The sequence below is a fragment of the Rahnella sp. BIGb0603 genome (assembly GCF_024808755.1).
GTDB classification, from domain to species: Bacteria; Pseudomonadota; Gammaproteobacteria; order Enterobacterales; family Enterobacteriaceae; genus Rahnella; species Rahnella contaminans.
The window spans coordinates 12928-27229 of the sequence record NZ_JANUEX010000009.1 but is presented as its reverse complement, the minus strand read 5'-3'; the positions used below and the strand labels follow the sequence as shown (position 1 = coordinate 27229).

15 protein-coding genes are annotated in these 14302 nt (G+C 55.6%); 4 read left to right on the top strand and 11 right to left on the bottom strand.

Features of this window, described 5'->3' with window-relative positions; genetic code table 11:
• Nucleotides 1–143 precede the first annotated feature (143 nt).
• A complete protein-coding gene (locus tag M2403_RS20650; protein ID WP_259230752.1) occupies nucleotides 144–1334 on the top strand; it encodes an MFS transporter in 1191 nt (396 codons plus the stop codon).
• A gap of 15 nt (nucleotides 1335–1349) precedes the next feature.
• Nucleotides 1350–2534, top strand: coding sequence for an amidohydrolase (locus tag M2403_RS20645; RefSeq protein WP_259230749.1), 1185 nt, complete (start codon nucleotides 1350–1352; stop codon nucleotides 2532–2534).
• Nucleotides 2535–2539: 5 nt separating this feature from the next.
• Here the strand turns inward: M2403_RS20645 and M2403_RS20640 are convergent, their stop codons facing one another.
• The 9 genes from M2403_RS20640 to yiaK all read right to left on the bottom strand — a co-directional run bounded on the left by M2403_RS20640 (nucleotide 2540) and on the right by yiaK (nucleotide 11240).
• Entirely contained in the window at nucleotides 2540–3409 is an 870-nt protein-coding gene (locus tag M2403_RS20640) for a phosphoribulokinase (protein ID WP_013573636.1), read from the bottom strand.
• 137 nt (nucleotides 3410–3546) lie between these two features.
• Nucleotides 3547–4248 (bottom strand): L-ribulose-5-phosphate 4-epimerase, encoded by a 702-nt coding sequence (araD, locus tag M2403_RS20635; RefSeq protein WP_152327491.1) that lies wholly within the window; start codon nucleotides 4246–4248, stop codon nucleotides 3547–3549.
• Nucleotides 4242–5102, bottom strand: coding sequence for an L-ribulose-5-phosphate 3-epimerase (locus tag M2403_RS20630; RefSeq protein ID WP_165061092.1), 861 nt, complete (start codon nucleotides 5100–5102; stop codon nucleotides 4242–4244). The genes araD and M2403_RS20630 overlap by 7 nt, the downstream gene beginning before the upstream one ends.
• Nucleotides 5099–5758: a 3-keto-L-gulonate-6-phosphate decarboxylase UlaD gene (gene ulaD / locus M2403_RS20625; RefSeq protein WP_259230745.1), complete on the bottom strand. Its 660-nt coding sequence runs from the start codon at nucleotides 5756–5758 to the stop codon at nucleotides 5099–5101. The genes M2403_RS20630 and ulaD overlap by 4 nt, the downstream gene beginning before the upstream one ends.
• Entirely contained in the window at nucleotides 5751–7280 is a 1530-nt protein-coding gene (locus M2403_RS20620) for an FGGY-family carbohydrate kinase (protein ID WP_259230744.1), read from the bottom strand. The genes ulaD and M2403_RS20620 overlap by 8 nt, the downstream gene beginning before the upstream one ends.
• Before the next feature lie 9 nt (nucleotides 7281–7289).
• Nucleotides 7290–8627, bottom strand: coding sequence for an MFS transporter (locus M2403_RS20615; protein WP_259230742.1), 1338 nt, complete (start codon nucleotides 8625–8627; stop codon nucleotides 7290–7292).
• A 108-nt stretch (nucleotides 8628–8735) separates the two neighbouring features.
• A complete protein-coding gene (locus M2403_RS20610; RefSeq protein WP_259230740.1) occupies nucleotides 8736–9710 on the bottom strand; it encodes a DUF4862 family protein in 975 nt (324 codons plus the stop codon).
• Between the two features lie 52 nt (nucleotides 9711–9762).
• A complete protein-coding gene (locus tag M2403_RS20605) occupies nucleotides 9763–10230 on the bottom strand; it encodes a YhcH/YjgK/YiaL family protein (protein ID WP_259230739.1) in 468 nt (155 codons plus the stop codon).
• A gap of 11 nt (nucleotides 10231–10241) precedes the next feature.
• Nucleotides 10242–11240 (bottom strand): 3-dehydro-L-gulonate 2-dehydrogenase, encoded by a 999-nt coding sequence (yiaK, locus tag M2403_RS20600; RefSeq protein WP_259230737.1) that lies wholly within the window; start codon nucleotides 11238–11240, stop codon nucleotides 10242–10244.
• A gap of 300 nt (nucleotides 11241–11540) precedes the next feature.
• Here yiaK and M2403_RS20595 point away from each other — a divergent pair, with 300 nt between their 5' ends.
• Nucleotides 11541–12347, top strand: coding sequence for an IclR family transcriptional regulator (locus M2403_RS20595; RefSeq protein WP_152327483.1), 807 nt, complete (start codon nucleotides 11541–11543; stop codon nucleotides 12345–12347).
• Nucleotides 12348–12349: 2 nt separating this feature from the next.
• Here the strand turns inward: M2403_RS20595 and M2403_RS20590 are convergent, their stop codons facing one another.
• Together M2403_RS20590 and M2403_RS20585 are read right to left on the bottom strand one after the other, a co-directional pair.
• On the bottom strand, nucleotides 12350–12595 hold the full coding sequence (locus tag M2403_RS20590) for a YheU family protein (protein WP_165061109.1): 246 nt from the start codon (nucleotides 12593–12595) through the stop codon (nucleotides 12350–12352).
• On the bottom strand, nucleotides 12592–13587 hold the full coding sequence (locus tag M2403_RS20585; protein WP_259230734.1) for a hydrolase: 996 nt from the start codon (nucleotides 13585–13587) through the stop codon (nucleotides 12592–12594). Before M2403_RS20585 ends, M2403_RS20590 begins: the two co-directional genes overlap by 4 nt.
• 100 nt (nucleotides 13588–13687) lie before the next feature.
• Here M2403_RS20585 and M2403_RS20580 point away from each other — a divergent pair, with 100 nt between their 5' ends.
• Nucleotides 13688–14290: a LysE family translocator gene (locus M2403_RS20580; protein ID WP_152327480.1), complete on the top strand. Its 603-nt coding sequence runs from the start codon at nucleotides 13688–13690 to the stop codon at nucleotides 14288–14290.
• The last annotated feature ends 12 nt before the right edge of the window (nucleotides 14291–14302 follow it).

Sequence of the window (14302 nt, the reverse complement as noted above, 5' to 3'; positions counted from 1 at the left end):
GGCAAACCTGTAAAGCTGATAGCTTCAGATTTGGAATAAATAATGCGTTGTTATTCAGTTGATTACGTGATGCATGTCGCATTTTACTTTTCGCCCGACAGTGAGAACTTCTGACGCGGTGATAACAAAAAGGGATATCCGCTATGAAAAGTCGTTCCCTGATGATCTTCCTGCTGTTCGTCGGTTATGCGGTGGTGTATATCGACAAAACGGTGATGGGGTTCGCGCTGCTGCCGATTGAGCGCGAATTTAACCTGCAACCAGAGCAGCTGGGTTACATCACCGGCATTTTCTTCCTGGCCTATTCGCTGTTTCAGATCCCCGCTGGCTGGCTGAATGACCGCTTCGGCTACAAAAAAGTACTTGTTATCTCGCTGTTTTTGCTAGGCGGATTCGCGCTCTGCTTCGGTTTGCTGGGATTCGGCCTCGGTTTGCTGGTGACGTTTCGCTTTCTCTCCGGCGTCGGGCATTCCGGTTATCCGTGTTCCTGCGCCAAAGCGGTGGTCTCGAATTTTGATGTCGGGCAGCGCACTTTCGCGCAGTCCGTATTGCTGTCATCCGCCGGTCTGGCGATGACAGCCGGGCCGCTGATTGCGGTGTACGCACTCGATACGCTCGGCTGGCGCGGATCTTTCTCTATTCTCGGCCTGCTGGCGTTTGCGATTGCCGTTGCGATTATCATTTTTGTGCCGAACCCTCCGAAAGCAAAAGCCCGTGACGGCGTAGCGACCGGCTACCGTGAGCTGCTTAAAAATCCGATTGTCGTGCTGCTGTTCGTGTCGATTTTCTGCATCAACATTCCGTCTTACGGCCTGATGGCGTGGCTGCCTAAATATCTGGTTCAACAGCGCGGAATGTCGCTGGACGTTTCCGGGCTGGTGGTCGCCACCGGCGGAATGGGGATCTGGATTTCCTCGCTCGCGACCGGCTGGCTGGTCGGCCGTTATATGCAGGGCAAAGAGCCGAAAGTGATTTTTTGCAGCGCACTGCTCAGCGCGCTGTGCATCTGGCTGGTCTACACCTCCGGGTCGGCGGTGACTGCCGGGCTGTTCCTGTTCCTCGGCTATATCTTCCTGATGGCGGCATTTGTCACGGTGTTTACGCTGCCGATGAAACGCCTGCCGCCGGAAGTGATGGGTGCCGCAATGGGGATTATCAATACCGGCGGAACGCTCGGCGGATTCGTGGCGCCGATTGCGATGGGCTATCTGATCACCGTGACGCACGGGTATTTTTCGACATTTGTTTTTCTGGCGCTGGCGATGGTGGTTGCCGGGCTGGCGATTTTGCCGCTGACCCTGAAAGCGCGCGCAGCGTTGCGCGACGTGGCATAACTGAGGAGAAGTCTGATGACATTAAATTTTGAAGCGATGCTGGCGGAAGTCAAAACGGATGTTTTGCGCTGGCGCAGACATATTCATGCGCATCCTGAGCTCTCATTTCAGGAACATAAAACGGCGGATTACATTGCGGAACAGCTGGAAAGTTTTGGCGGCCTGACCCTGACGCGGCTGACGCCCAACAGCGTGGTTGCCGATCTTAAAGGCGCTTATCCGGGGCCGATGTATGCGCTGCGGGCGGATATCGACGCCCTGCCGATTCAGGAAGAAAACGATGAGCCGTTTTGTTCGACGGTGCCGGGTGTCATGCATGCCTGTGGCCATGACGCGCACACCTCGATGTTATTGGGTGCGGCGAAAGTGCTGACGCAATGTCAGTCCGCGCTGCACGGCTCGGTGCGGTTTATCTTCCAGCATGCGGAAGAGTTGCCGCCGGGCGGGGCGCAGGAACTGGTGGATTTAGGTGTGCTCGACGGCGTGGAGAAAATCTTCGGCCTGCACGTTATGCCGAATTCTCCGACGGGCGAGGTTGGCCTGAAAGAGGGCGTGTTCTGTGCGTCCACCGATAACTTCGACATCACGATTACCGGCAAAGGCGGACACGGTTCGATGCCGCATTTGTGCATTGATCCGGTGGTGATTGGCGCGGAAGTGGTGACGGCGCTGCAAAACGTCGTGGCGCGCCGCATCGATCCGCTTCAGGTGCCGGTGCTGACCATCGCCACCTTCCAGAGCGGGGAGAGTTATAACGTCATTCCGGAACGCGTGAAACTCGCCGGAACATTGCGCACCCATCACAGCAGTGTGCGCGAGCAGGTTCCGTTGCTGATGGAACAGATTATTTCGGGGATTACGGCGGCGCACGGTGCGACATACGAACTGCGCTGGACGCGCGGCTATGTGAACGGTGATAACCACCCTGAGGCCTGTGCGATTGCGCGTCAGGTGATCGAAAAAACGCTGGGGCCACAGGCGCTGCGCGAAGTCACTCAGCCGCTGTTCGGTGGTGAGGATTTCTCTTCCTATCAGCAAAAAGTACCGGGTTGCTTCCTGTTTATTGGCAGCGGGAATGAAAAAATTGGCGCGACTTACGGTGTGCATAATCCGCGTTTTCGCCTCGATGAAGAGGCGTTACAGATTGGCGTCGCACTGCATGTCGGGTTTATCCGTCAGTTGCTGATGAACGACGCCTGAGTTCGTTACTCGATTTTTTTACCTTCCATCAGGCGCTGCACCAGCGGCGCCATAATCAGCTCCATCGCCAGTCCCATTTTCCCGCCCGGTACGACCAGTGTTTTAATGTGCGAGATAAACGAGCCCTGCAACATCGCCAGCAGATACGGGAAATCAATGTCATCGAGTCCCTGGAAATGGATCACCACAAAGCTTTCATCCAGTGACGGAATGGCTTTGGCAGCAAACGGGTTGGAAGTATCGATTGTCGGCACGCGCTGAAAATTGATGTGCGTGCGGGAAAACTGCGGTGTGATGTAGTTGATGTAGTCGTCCATCGAACGCACTACGGAATCCATCACCGCCTCACGGGAATGCCCGCGCTCGCCGGTATCGCGCACCAGTTTCTGGATCCACTCAAGGTTAACGATGGGCACCACGCCGACCAGCAGATCGACCTGGGCGGCGACGTCAATTTTGTCCGCAACAACGCCGCCGTGCAGCCCTTCGTAAAACAGAATATCGGTCGGCTCCGGGAGCGCCTGCCATGGCGTAAAGGTACCCGGCACCTGATTGTAGGGAACGGCTTCATCATAAGTATGCAGATATTTGCGCGAACGGCCTGTGCCGGTTTTGCCGTATTCGATAAAGCTTTTTTCCAGCAGGCCAAAGTCATTGGCTTCCGGCCCGAAGTAACTGATGTGGCGCCCGAGGTCACGGGCTTTGCGGATCGCCGCATCCATTTCAGGACGGGTGAAATGGTGAAAACTGTCCCCTTCCAGCTCCGCGGCACGCAGGCCAAGTTGTTGAAATATTTTACGAAAGGCCACGCTGGTGGTGGTGGTGCCTGCACCGCTCGAACCGGTCACTGCAATAACAGGATGTTTGGCTGACATAATGCGCTGTTCTCCATAAAGGTGAGGCAGGCAGGCGTACCGCGGTCTTTTCTGTGGTCGAAGACCTGGCGGCATCGCTGCGCATAATTAAGCCTATTGTTACCATATTTATTCGAGAAGTGACAGGCGACGACCGGTTATTTCAGCTGTCCGTAATAGGCATTTTTCCCGTGTTTTCGCAGGTAATGTTTGTCCATCAGCGTCTGTTGCATATCGCCAAGTGCGGGCGTCAGCTGGCGGGAGAATATGCCCATGTAGGCGCATTCCTCCAGCACGACGGCGTTATGCACGGCGTCGGTGGCATTTTTCCCCCAGGCGAATGGCCCGTGAGAATGTACTAAAACCGCCGGAACCTGCATGGCGTCCAGACCCCGCTCCAGGAAGGTTTCGATTATGACGTTGCCGGTTTCCAGTTCGTACGCGCCGTTGATTTCTGCTTCGGTCATCCGGCGCGTGCAGGGAATATTGCCGTAGAAGTAATCAGCGTGCGTGGTGCCCCATGCCGGTAAATCCAGCCCGGCCTGCGACCAGATTGTCGCGTGTCGGGAATGCGTATGCACAATGCCGCCGATTTCCGGAAACTGCCGGTAAAGCGCCAGATGCGTGGCGGTATCCGACGACGGATTTTTGTCGCCTTCGATGCGCTCGCCGGTATGCAGATCGACGATGACCATGTCGCTGGCGCACATGTCGGTATATTCCACGCCCGACGGTTTGATCACCACCCGCCCCTTTTCGCGGTCAACCGCGCTGACGTTGCCCCAGGTAAACGTCACCAGATGATGCGCAGGCAGCGCCAGATTGGCCTCCAGTACGGCCTGTTTCAGCTGTTCTAACATGCGAATTCTCCTTCCTGCATTTTGGCTTCAATCCACTGACGGGCTTTGATGATTTCCAGTACCGGCTCGGCGGCGGTTTCCGTCCACATTTCGATGAGGAATGCGCCGCGATAATTCAGCGCGCCCAGCGTGCGGAAAAAGCCGGTGAAATCGACACAGCCGTCGCCGAACGGCACATCGCGGAACTGGCCTTTAGAGGTCGCGGTGACCGGGTAGGTATCTTTCAGGTGGATAGCGGCGATGCGGTCAATGCCCAGCGCCAGCTCCGACGGAATGTCGTTTCCCCACGCGCTGAGATTGCCGATGTCCGGGTACACGCTGAACCACGGTGAATTCAGGCGCTCATCCCATGCTTTCCATTTGGTTATCGAATTCATGAATTCGGTGTCCATGATTTCGACCGCCAGCGTGACCTGCGCGGCGGCGGCCTGTTCGACTGCCCACGCCAGCCCTTCGGCAAATCGTTCGCGGGTACCGGCGTCGGACGCTTCGTAATACACGTCATAACCGGCCAGCTGTAAGGTGCGGATCCCTAGGTCGCGCGCCAGTTTGATGGCTTTGGTCATCACTTCCCGTGCACGTTCGCGGACGCTTTCATCGTGGCTGCCGAACGGAAAACGGCGGTGTGCGGAAAGGCACATCGACGGAATGGAGACACCGATTTCCATCATCGCTTCGACCAGCGCGACGCGTTGCGTGATGCTCCAGTCGAGGCGCGACAGGCGCTCATCGGTTTCATCCACCGACATTTCAACAAAATCAAAGCCGCAGCTTTTCGCCAGCGCCAGTCTTTCCGGCCAGCTCAGATGTTTGGGCAGCGCTTTTTCATAGATGCCCAGCGGATGTTTTCTCATGCCGTTGCTCCCCAGATTGCGCTGATTTGCTGGTGAAAAGCCTGCGCGACCTGCGCGGGTTGCGTTGCGTCGGATAACGCGCGTCCGGCGATGAACGCCTGCACGTCGATATCGCGGAACAGTGGTAAATCCGCAGGCGTGATGCCGCCGGTGACGGAAAGGCGCAGGCCGATATCCGACAGCTGTTTCATGCGATCCAGATCCTGCTGGCCCCAGGTTTGTCCGCTGGCCTGCGCGTCGCGTCCGCGGTGGTAAATCGCCTGACGGATCCCCGCCGCGTGCCAGTCGCGCGCATCCTGCATCGTCCAGTTGCCGAAAAGTTCTATCTGGATTTCACCCTGATACGTTTTCGCCACGTCGTGCGCTTTGATAACCGTCGGCAGTGGTGCGGCGCAAATCACCGTCATCCAGTTAGCCCCGGCTTGAAATGCCTCCAGCGCCAGTGTTTCACCGGCGTCGGCTACTTTCAGATCGGCAACCAGAATCTTGTCCGGGCAAAGTTCACGCAGCATTTCTACGGCCTGCAATCCTTCGCAGAGACACAAAATGGTGCCCGCCTCGATGATGTCGACGTGATTTTTCAGCGCCTTCGCGGTGCGCAGCGCGGCCGGAAGGTCGGTATGATCCAGCGCCAGCTGGAGCAGAGGTTTAGTCATGATGAGTTTTTTCCTGTGAGTCAGCCGCCGCGCATCGGGCGTGGAAACCGCCCAGTGCGTCGATCAGGAACTGGTAACGTTGTGATTTTTTCTGATAGGCCATCTGCGCACCGACGTCGGGTTCCAGGCGCCTCACGGCAAAATGCAGATGGCGCTGGGCCCGCGCGAAAGTGGGATACACGCCGGTGCCGACCATCGCCGCCAGCGCCGCGCCCAGACAGCCGGTTTCTTCGATCTGAGGGAGTTCCACCGGCATGCCGCTGACGTCGGCCAGCATCTGCATCCAGACCTCTGAACGCGCCGGACCGCCGGTGACGCGCAGGGTTTTCGCCTGCGGAAAGCGTTCGAGCATGCGGTTAAGGTGCGTCATATGGCTGAACACCACGCCTTCGTAAACCGCCTGCAACAAATGGCCGCGATGGTGCAGTGATTGCAGGCCATAGAATCCGGCGGTCATTTCCACACCCTGATTGCTGCCATAAAGGAAGGGCAGGAACAGAACGTCGGTTGCGGCTTTCGGCAGGGCGCTGACGGCGCGGTTAATCTCGTCAAACGCCATGCCGCCGGTTTGCTGGTTGAGCCATTCGAGATTAGCGGAGGACGTCGGGCTGGCTTCGTGGATGAGATAGCCTTCGCCGCCAGCGTAGCGGCCATAAACGTACGGATGATTTTCCTGCGCCTCCATTTCCGCTGATATTCCGCTGGTGACCGCCCACGTGCCCATCACCGCATTCAGGGTGAATTCGTCGTGAAGTCCAGCGCAAAGCGCGGTAGAGACCACATCGAATAATCCGCCAGCCACCGGCGTGCCTGCGGTTAATCCGGTCAGCGCCGCGACGTCTGGCGTCACGGTTCCGCAGATTTCCGCCGAACCCACCACCGGCGGCAGCGCTGCGCTGATATCGGCAATCCCTAACATTTCAGCCAGCCGTGCGTCGTAACCGCCATTCGCCATGTGGTACAGATTGGATTCGGAGATGTTGGTTTCTTCGCAACCGCGCACGCCGGTCAGGCAATAACGCAGATAATCGTGCGCCATCATTACCGTGCCAATTTGCTGATAACGCTCCGGCTGATGCAGTTTTATCCAGCGCAGCAATGACACCGGATGCCCGGCCCACAGCGCCTGACGGGTCAGCGGATAGATTTGCTGATGCAAGCCGTCACGCTGCCAGGCGCTGATCACATCACCGGCGCGGCGGTCGGAGGACAAAATCCCCCGGCCCAGCGGATTCCCGGCTTTATCCAGCAGGAATAAGCCTTTGCCCTGCGCCGAAATGCCGATGCCTTTCACCTGATTGCCGCTGACGTTTTGCTGGCGCAGCAGCGCGGCAATACAGCTGACGCACGACGCCCACAGCGCAGGCATGTCACGCTCGGCCCAGCCGGGATGGTCGCTCAGAACCGGCAGGGACTGGCGGCAAACGCCAGACTCCTGCCCCGTGTGATCGTATAATCCTGCCTTGAGGTAGGTGCCGCCGCAGTCGATCCCTAACCAGTATTCTCCGGATGAAGCGTTCATCGTATTTCCTCAGGCTGCTGTCGGACGGCTGTCGGGTAATTTGTTCGCCGATTGCGCCGGAACGTCACACCGTGCGGGCAACAGCAATGCCATCAGTGCCGCCAGCGTGAGCGAGACCGCCAGACAATAAACACCGGCATCTTTGCTGTAGAACGTGATGAGCAAACCGACGGCATACGGCCCGCAGAATCCGCCCAGATTGCCCAGCGCGTTAATCACACCGCGTGCGCCACCGGCCATTTCCGCGCTGAAAAGCTTGGCGGGAATGGTCCAGAAAACTCCGGCGGCGGATTGCAGGAAGAAACCGCAGCCAACCAGCGCGGCATACGAAAGCCAGACGGTGTTTTTCAGCATCACCGACAGGAACATGCAGCCTGCAAAGCCCAGGAGGGGCAGGAACACGTACAATTTGCGTTTGCCGGTGCGGTCAGACAGCGAGGAGAACAGCAGCATGCCCGCCACGGCGCCGATGTAAGGCAGGATCGCGAGGACGCCGACCTGGCCCATAGTGGAATGTGTCAGCTCTTTAAGGATGGTCGGCAGCCACAGGGTGTAGCCGTAAATGCCGGTCTGATAGAAGAAATTCAGGGCGATAAGCTGCCACATCGTCCGGTTGGCCAGCACCGCGCCGAGCGAGGCGTTTCTGACTTCTTTCCCCGCAATGGCTTTCTGTTCGGCGGCCAGCGTCGATATCAGCCAGTTTTTTTCTTCGGGCGAAATCCAGCGCGCTTCCTGCGGGCGGTCACAAACGGTCAGCACCCACATCGCCAGAACGGCGGCGGAAAGCAACCCTTCAATGATGAACAGCCAGCGCCAGTCGAGTGCGCTGATGATCCAGCCGGAGAGGGGAGCGGTGATGATCCCGGCGATGGGCACGAACATGATCACAATCGCGTTCGCCCTGCCGCGTTCGGCATCGGGGAACCAGTTGCTGATCATCGTCAGTACGACCGGCAACATGCCGCCTTCTGCAACGCCCAGCGAGAAGCGCAGGAAGAGCAGCTGATACTGATTGGTGACCAGGCCGGTGAGAATCGAAATAATGACCCACGCAACCAGTGACCAGCCGATGAATTTCTTACCACTGCCGTGAACCGCGATTTTCCCGCCGGGTACCTGAAGGAATAAATACCCGAGGAAGAATATGCCGCCAGCCAGCCCGGCCATTGATGCGGTAATGCCTAATTCAGCGTCCATTCCGCCCGGCATGGCAAAGGCAATATTTACCCTGTCCATATAAGAGATAATACAGGCAATCAGGATTGGTGGAATAATTCTAAGCCAGCGCTGTTTGGGTATTTCTTTTAATGAACGATTGCTTTGCAGAGTGTCAGAGTTGTTATTCATAACTTATTACCTTAATAATGAGTTACAGAGCCCGTTTAACAGACGAGCGGGTTTCCCCTCAGAAAAAAGGGATGTGGTGTAAAATAAGATGTTGCTATTTTATGATTGTTATTTTTTATTGATTGCCAGATTCATGGCCTTAATACCGTCCTGCAAAATAGCAATACGATGATCCACGCCGGCGCTGGCATTAATTTCCAGTAATTTAATTCCCGAGAAGTTCAGGGATTCCGGTGGTGCGTGCCGGAACATTTCGGCGGCAATATCGACGGTCATCAGGCTTTCCTGACATCCCGCTTCACTGCCTGCAAATGGCGCAAACGGTGCGTGCAGATCTTGCCAGTCGCCATAAACACCTTCGCGGGTGGTGCCCGAGAACATCAGCGCCTGAAGAACACCGGCCTGCTGGCTGATTTGCAGATGTTCCAGCGGCAGGGACGTATTGCGGCCTTCAATGGCGGAACGCGCCCAGTTGATACACACTCCGGCCGTTTTCCCGGTGTAAGCTTTGGCCTCAGCAATCGCCGTCAGTTCGTGCGTCAGCGGCAGAAAACCTTTGCGTGAAGCCGGTTTATCCAGCGCATCGCAATGCTCGATAACCAGCCCGCACGGCCAGTCCCAGCTCAGGATTTCCTTCAGGGACTCCGTAAAACAGCGTGCGGCAAGACTGACATTTTGTGTGCCAGTCAGCGGCGCGGACTGCAACTCCACGGCCAGCACTTTGTTTCTGCCAACGCGCGTATTGGTCTGATCAACCTTTTCGAAAATGTGGCGGTAATAGCCGATACAGGCGCGGCGTTGTTCAACGTCTTCGGACGCCAGCCCGAAGCCCGGCAAGGTTCCGCGCCTGCGCATGGTTTCCATCACCCCGGTCACCACGATGTCCCACTCGTCAGGCAGATGGCGGAATAGCCATTCATCGCCATACGGATGTAACGTTTCAAGACAAGGTTGTTCTATTCCACGGATCCCCGGAATATCGGCCAGCTTGCGCCAGAATTCGCTTTCTTCATTTTCATTTCGCTGATGAAAAGAGGGCGCACAAGGATAAGCGCCGACAATAAAGCCTGCATGCTTTTGCATAGATATTTCCCCATTGAATTAACTGTCTTCCCGAACTGTTTTATCCTGACGGTTACCCGAGTTTATCCACTTTTACTTTGACGACAATTTTTCGGATATTACTGACGGTATGATGAATACACGCCGGACGGTGAACATCCTGCGGGAAGAATATGGCGTAGGTTCCCGGAGTCATGATAATTTCGGATTCGTTTTCCATGTCGTGATAAAAAATAATGTCTCGTTCTTCAAGCAATGACTGAGATATTAGATTATTCCCCCGGTCGGCGGCATAACCAATAATTTCATTGCCCCAGGCTAAAAATTGAATATCAATATAACGACGGTGAACTTCGGGCTGATTTTCCGTTTTCTCTTTGGTCGTCAGATCGAGGATCTGCGCATAAATATCCCTGCCTTCAATTTCGACGACGCCGGTTTCCAGAGCGCGAAAATCCGTGGTGCGTAGAAAATTCAGTGCCTTCTCAATCGCTGCGGGAAACGTACAGGGATTCGGGTTGCTGATATGTCCGGATATCATGAGCCAGCTCCTTATAAGGCCTGAATTTTCGCCCAAACGCTGTCATCGACGGTGATCCCGTTGCGGCAGTTTTCTGCCAGCAGGCGGGTGAATTCGTGGCCCGGCAGGCGCACGGCTTCGTCCGGATTATTGCGTTCGGCGGTGGTGACGTAATCCATAATGCGCCGGAGTTTTGCATCGCGGGTCGCGCCGTCAATCAGGCGGTCAACTTCGATGGCGATGAAAATCTGCGAAATCCCGTATTCATCCGAGTTGTCTTCGGTGACTTCCGCCACGGACGCGCCGTCGGAAAGCAGGGTGGCAATCATGTCCAGCACAATGGATAAACCGGAACCTTTCCAGTAGCCCATCGGCAAAATGCGCCGGTTCTTTTCTATAACGCCGGGCTCGCGGGTCAGCTGGCCGTTGTCGTCGAAGCCGCCGTCGACCGGCAGTTCACGGCCTGCGAGACGGTTCACTTCCAGCATGCCGTAGGAGAACATCGACATCGACATATCCACCATGGTGATCGGCGAGCCGGGGATGGCGACGATCAGCGGGTTCGTGCCGATGCGGCATTCTTTTGCGCCCCACGGTGGCATAACCGCGATGGAGTTCGTCCAGCAAATCCCGATGTAACCTTTTTCTGCCGCCTGCCAGCCGTAACTTCCGCCGCGCATCCAGTGGTTGGCATTGCGTAACGCCACCAGCCCGATGCCGTGGTCGGAGGCCAGAGAGATGGCGCGATCCATCATTTTTTTCGCCGTCAGATTGCCGATTGAGCGCTGCGCATCCCACTGTTCAATGGCGCCCAGCGACAGGATTTTCTTCGCCACGGCGTCCGGGTGAATGTCACCCTGATCCAGTTGCTGAATGAAGCGCGGGAAACGGTTTACGCCGTGGGAATACACGCCGGACTCTGTGGTTTGGGCAAACATCGTGGCGCATTCATCTGCGACGTCAGGTTTGACGTGGCGCGCGATAAGCACCCTTTTGAACTCCTTTTGCAACGTTTCAAAGCTCAGTTTCATACCTTTCTCCGGTGAGATTGTTAAATGTTTGGTTGTTTTTAGATCTCTATATTTCACTATGTGGAATCTGATTTCAAAAATCTACTCTTGTCCGGTACGGATAACAATCCATCCGGGTATTTTTAAAACGCTTTAAAATCAGTTGGATAAAAAATTCATGTCCGGTTCGTGATGAAGGACACATTTTAGGCAAGTCAAAAAGCAGGCAGGGAAAAGGAGTTATTTCGCGTGTGAAGGAAGTTTGCTATACCATCGGTTCAGGATTGAAACGCCATCGGCACAACGGGAATTCTTCAAGGTATGAAAGACGCAGAGAACGAACAGGGCAAAGATAAACCGGCAGGAAGTCAGAGCCTGTTCCGTGGGTTACAGCTGATCGAAATCCTCAGCAATTACCCGAACGGCTGCCCGCTGGCGCATCTTTCTGAACTGGCGGAACTGAATAAAAGCACGGTTCACCGTTTACTTCAGGGGCTGCAATCCTGCGGTTATGTCACGCCTGCTCCGGCGGCAGGAAGTTATCGCTTAACCACCAAATTTATTTCTGTCGGCCAGAAGTCACTGTCTTCCCTGAATATTATCCACGTCGCCGCGCCCCATCTTGAAGCACTGAATATCGCGACTGGCGAAACCGTTAATTTCTCCAGCCGGGAAGACGACCACGCCATTCTGATTTACAAGCTGGAACCGACCACCGGAATGCTGCGAACCCGCGCCTACATTGGCCAGCATATGCCGCTGTATTGCTCGGCGATGGGCAAAATCTACATGGCATACGGGCATCAGGATTACGTGCCGGCTTACTGGGAAAGTCACAGCGAACAGATCCAGCCGCTGACCCGCAATACGATTGTCAGCCTGAAAGAGATGGACAAAGAGCTGGCACAGATCCGCGAACAGGGCCTGGCGATGGACAGGGAAGAAAATGAGCTTGGCGTATCCTGTCTGGCGGTGCCTGTGTTTGATATCCACCGGCGCGTGACGTACGCCGTCTCGATTTCACTCTCGACGGCAAAACTCGGCGTGATCGGCGAAGAAGCCCTGCTGAAACCGCTGAAGGAAACCGCGGCCGCGATTTCCGGTGAGCTTGGGCTGAAAGTGGGGTGAGATCACCAGTCCTGCGGCATTTCTTCATGCCCGGCGCGGAACTGGCCCCGGGGCATGATATTTAACGTTTCATGCAATTCTGACCAGACCAGCACAATCTCGCCGCTTTTCAGCTGGCGTTTAACATCATCGACTTTTTGCTCCAGAGAACGTTCCTGCTCACCGTAATCGGTGCCTTCTCGCAATACGAAAGATTCCACCACACTGGTGAGCAGTTCGGCGTCCAGTTCCTGCCAGGGGATAATCACTTTAATGCTTCCTTTGTCTTTGATTCTAAATACGGGGCGATCCAGGCCGGAATGCGTTGTTCCAGCCACATTTTCGGGTGTCGCAGGCTGCCGGAAACAAAGCCGACATGCCCGCCATGTTCTGTTAACTGATATTCCACGCAAGCCGGTAAATCTTCTGCTTTCGGGATGACTTCCGGCGTCATAAACGGATCGTCTTTGGCGTGGATAATCAGCAACGGCGTTCTGACCTGCGCCAGCAGCGGCATACCGCTGCACCGGCGGTAATAATCCAGCGCGTCGGTAAAACCGTGCGCTTTTGAGGTGATGGCATCATCGAAATCACGGATACGGCGCATGGCTTTCAACTGCGACAGCGTGACGGGCAGTGTTCCCGGATATTTTGCCAGTTTGCGCGAGGCATTACCTTTGAGCTGGTCGAGTAAATATCGTTGATAAATCCTTGATGAACCTTGTTCCAGCCGGTAGGCGCAAGGTTCCAGCATCAGTGGTGCAGATACCACAACCGCCGCCTGGAGAGTGCAATTTTCGCCTTCCTGCCCGAGATAACACGCCAGCATATTGCCGCCGAGCGAAACGCCTACGGCACCGGTCGGCACTTCGCCATAAGTTTCATTGAGCCAGCGGATGAAAAAACGGGCATCTTCGGTTTCGCCGGAATGATAAATCCGCTGAAGTTTATTGGGTTCGCCGCTGCATCCGCGAAAATGCATCACGACGCCGAGCCAGCCTTTGTCTTTCCACGCCTGTAATAATCCGTGAGCGTACGGGCTGTAAAAACTGCCTTCCAGCCCGTGAAACAAGATCATGCGTGGTTTATGCCGCGCCTTTTCCGGATCTTCACTCCACGCGAGATCCAGAAAATCGCCGTCCGGCGTATCCAGTCTTTGCCAGTGAGGTTTGAGCTTTGCATGACGGCGCACCAGACGCGGTAACAGCGTCTGGATGTGCGGATTACTGGCCCCGCGCAGGGGACGAAAGGATTCAACCATAAGATGAATAAATTTCTCTTAAGAGGCTCTTGTGCGATCAATATCACGCTGTTAGCTTCAATGCTATCGCACATCTTTCGGGTCGGAGTACCCAAATTAAATGGAACTCGGTTTATTTTTCTCAATGCTCGGATTTTTATGGGTCGCTGCTATCACCCCAGGCCCGAACAATATGTTGTTAACCACGTCTGGCGCTAACTTCGGTTTTTTCCGCTCAATCTGGCTGATGGTGGGCATTATGCTCGGCATGCAAAGTATTTTGCTGCTGGTGGCCTTCGGTGTCGGCGGGCTGATTACGGTTTATCCGGCGTTACACCTTTTCCTCAAAATTGCCGGGAGCCTGTATCTGCTGTGGCTGGCGTGGAAAATTGCCACGTCTGCCTATGAAACGCTGGAAACCGGCGCACCGCCACCGAAGCCAATCCGTTTATATCAGGGCTGGCTGTTGCAATTCCTCAACCCGAAAGCCTGGCTGATGGGACTTGGCGCGGTTGCCAGTTTCAGTCTGGCGGGCGAGGCATACAACCATTCGATTGCCGGTATCAGCCTCGGGATGTTCCTGGTGAATCTGGTTTCCGGGATTATCTGGCTCGGATTCGGTACGGTGATTGGTCGCCTGCTGCGCAGTAAGCGCGCGTGGTACACCTTTAACATCGCGATGGGTATTCTCACCGCGGCCTGCGTATTGTTGATCTGGCACTGAGATGCAATGCAA

Excerpts from the sequence above, each read along its gene's own strand:
- ulaD (WP_259230745.1), bottom strand. The coding sequence starts at position 5,758 with ATGACTAAACCTCTGCTCCAGCTGGCGCTGGATCATACCGACCTTCCG.
- M2403_RS20640 (WP_013573636.1), bottom strand. The coding sequence starts at position 3,409 with ATGTCAGCCAAACATCCTGTTATTGCAGTGACCGGTTCGAGCGGTGCA.
- araD (WP_152327491.1), bottom strand. The coding sequence starts at position 4,248 with ATGTTAGAACAGCTGAAACAGGCCGTACTGGAGGCCAATCTGGCGCTG.
- M2403_RS20585 (WP_259230734.1), bottom strand. The coding sequence starts at position 13,587 with ATGGTTGAATCCTTTCGTCCCCTGCGCGGGGCCAGTAATCCGCACATC.
- M2403_RS20645 (WP_259230749.1), top strand. The coding sequence starts at position 1,350 with ATGACATTAAATTTTGAAGCGATGCTGGCGGAAGTCAAAACGGATGTT.
- M2403_RS20650 (WP_259230752.1), top strand. The coding sequence starts at position 144 with ATGAAAAGTCGTTCCCTGATGATCTTCCTGCTGTTCGTCGGTTATGCG.
- M2403_RS20595 (WP_152327483.1), top strand. The coding sequence starts at position 11,541 with ATGAAAGACGCAGAGAACGAACAGGGCAAAGATAAACCGGCAGGAAGT.
- M2403_RS20615 (WP_259230742.1), bottom strand. The coding sequence starts at position 8,627 with ATGAATAACAACTCTGACACTCTGCAAAGCAATCGTTCATTAAAAGAA.
- M2403_RS20630 (WP_165061092.1), bottom strand. The coding sequence starts at position 5,102 with ATGAGAAAACATCCGCTGGGCATCTATGAAAAAGCGCTGCCCAAACAT.
- M2403_RS20610 (WP_259230740.1), bottom strand. The coding sequence starts at position 9,710 with ATGCAAAAGCATGCAGGCTTTATTGTCGGCGCTTATCCTTGTGCGCCC.
- M2403_RS20605 (WP_259230739.1), bottom strand. The coding sequence starts at position 10,230 with ATGATATCCGGACATATCAGCAACCCGAATCCCTGTACGTTTCCCGCA.
- M2403_RS20620 (WP_259230744.1), bottom strand. The coding sequence starts at position 7,280 with ATGAACGCTTCATCCGGAGAATACTGGTTAGGGATCGACTGCGGCGGC.
- yiaK (WP_259230737.1), bottom strand. The coding sequence starts at position 11,240 with ATGAAACTGAGCTTTGAAACGTTGCAAAAGGAGTTCAAAAGGGTGCTT.
- M2403_RS20580 (WP_152327480.1), top strand. The coding sequence starts at position 13,688 with ATGGAACTCGGTTTATTTTTCTCAATGCTCGGATTTTTATGGGTCGCT.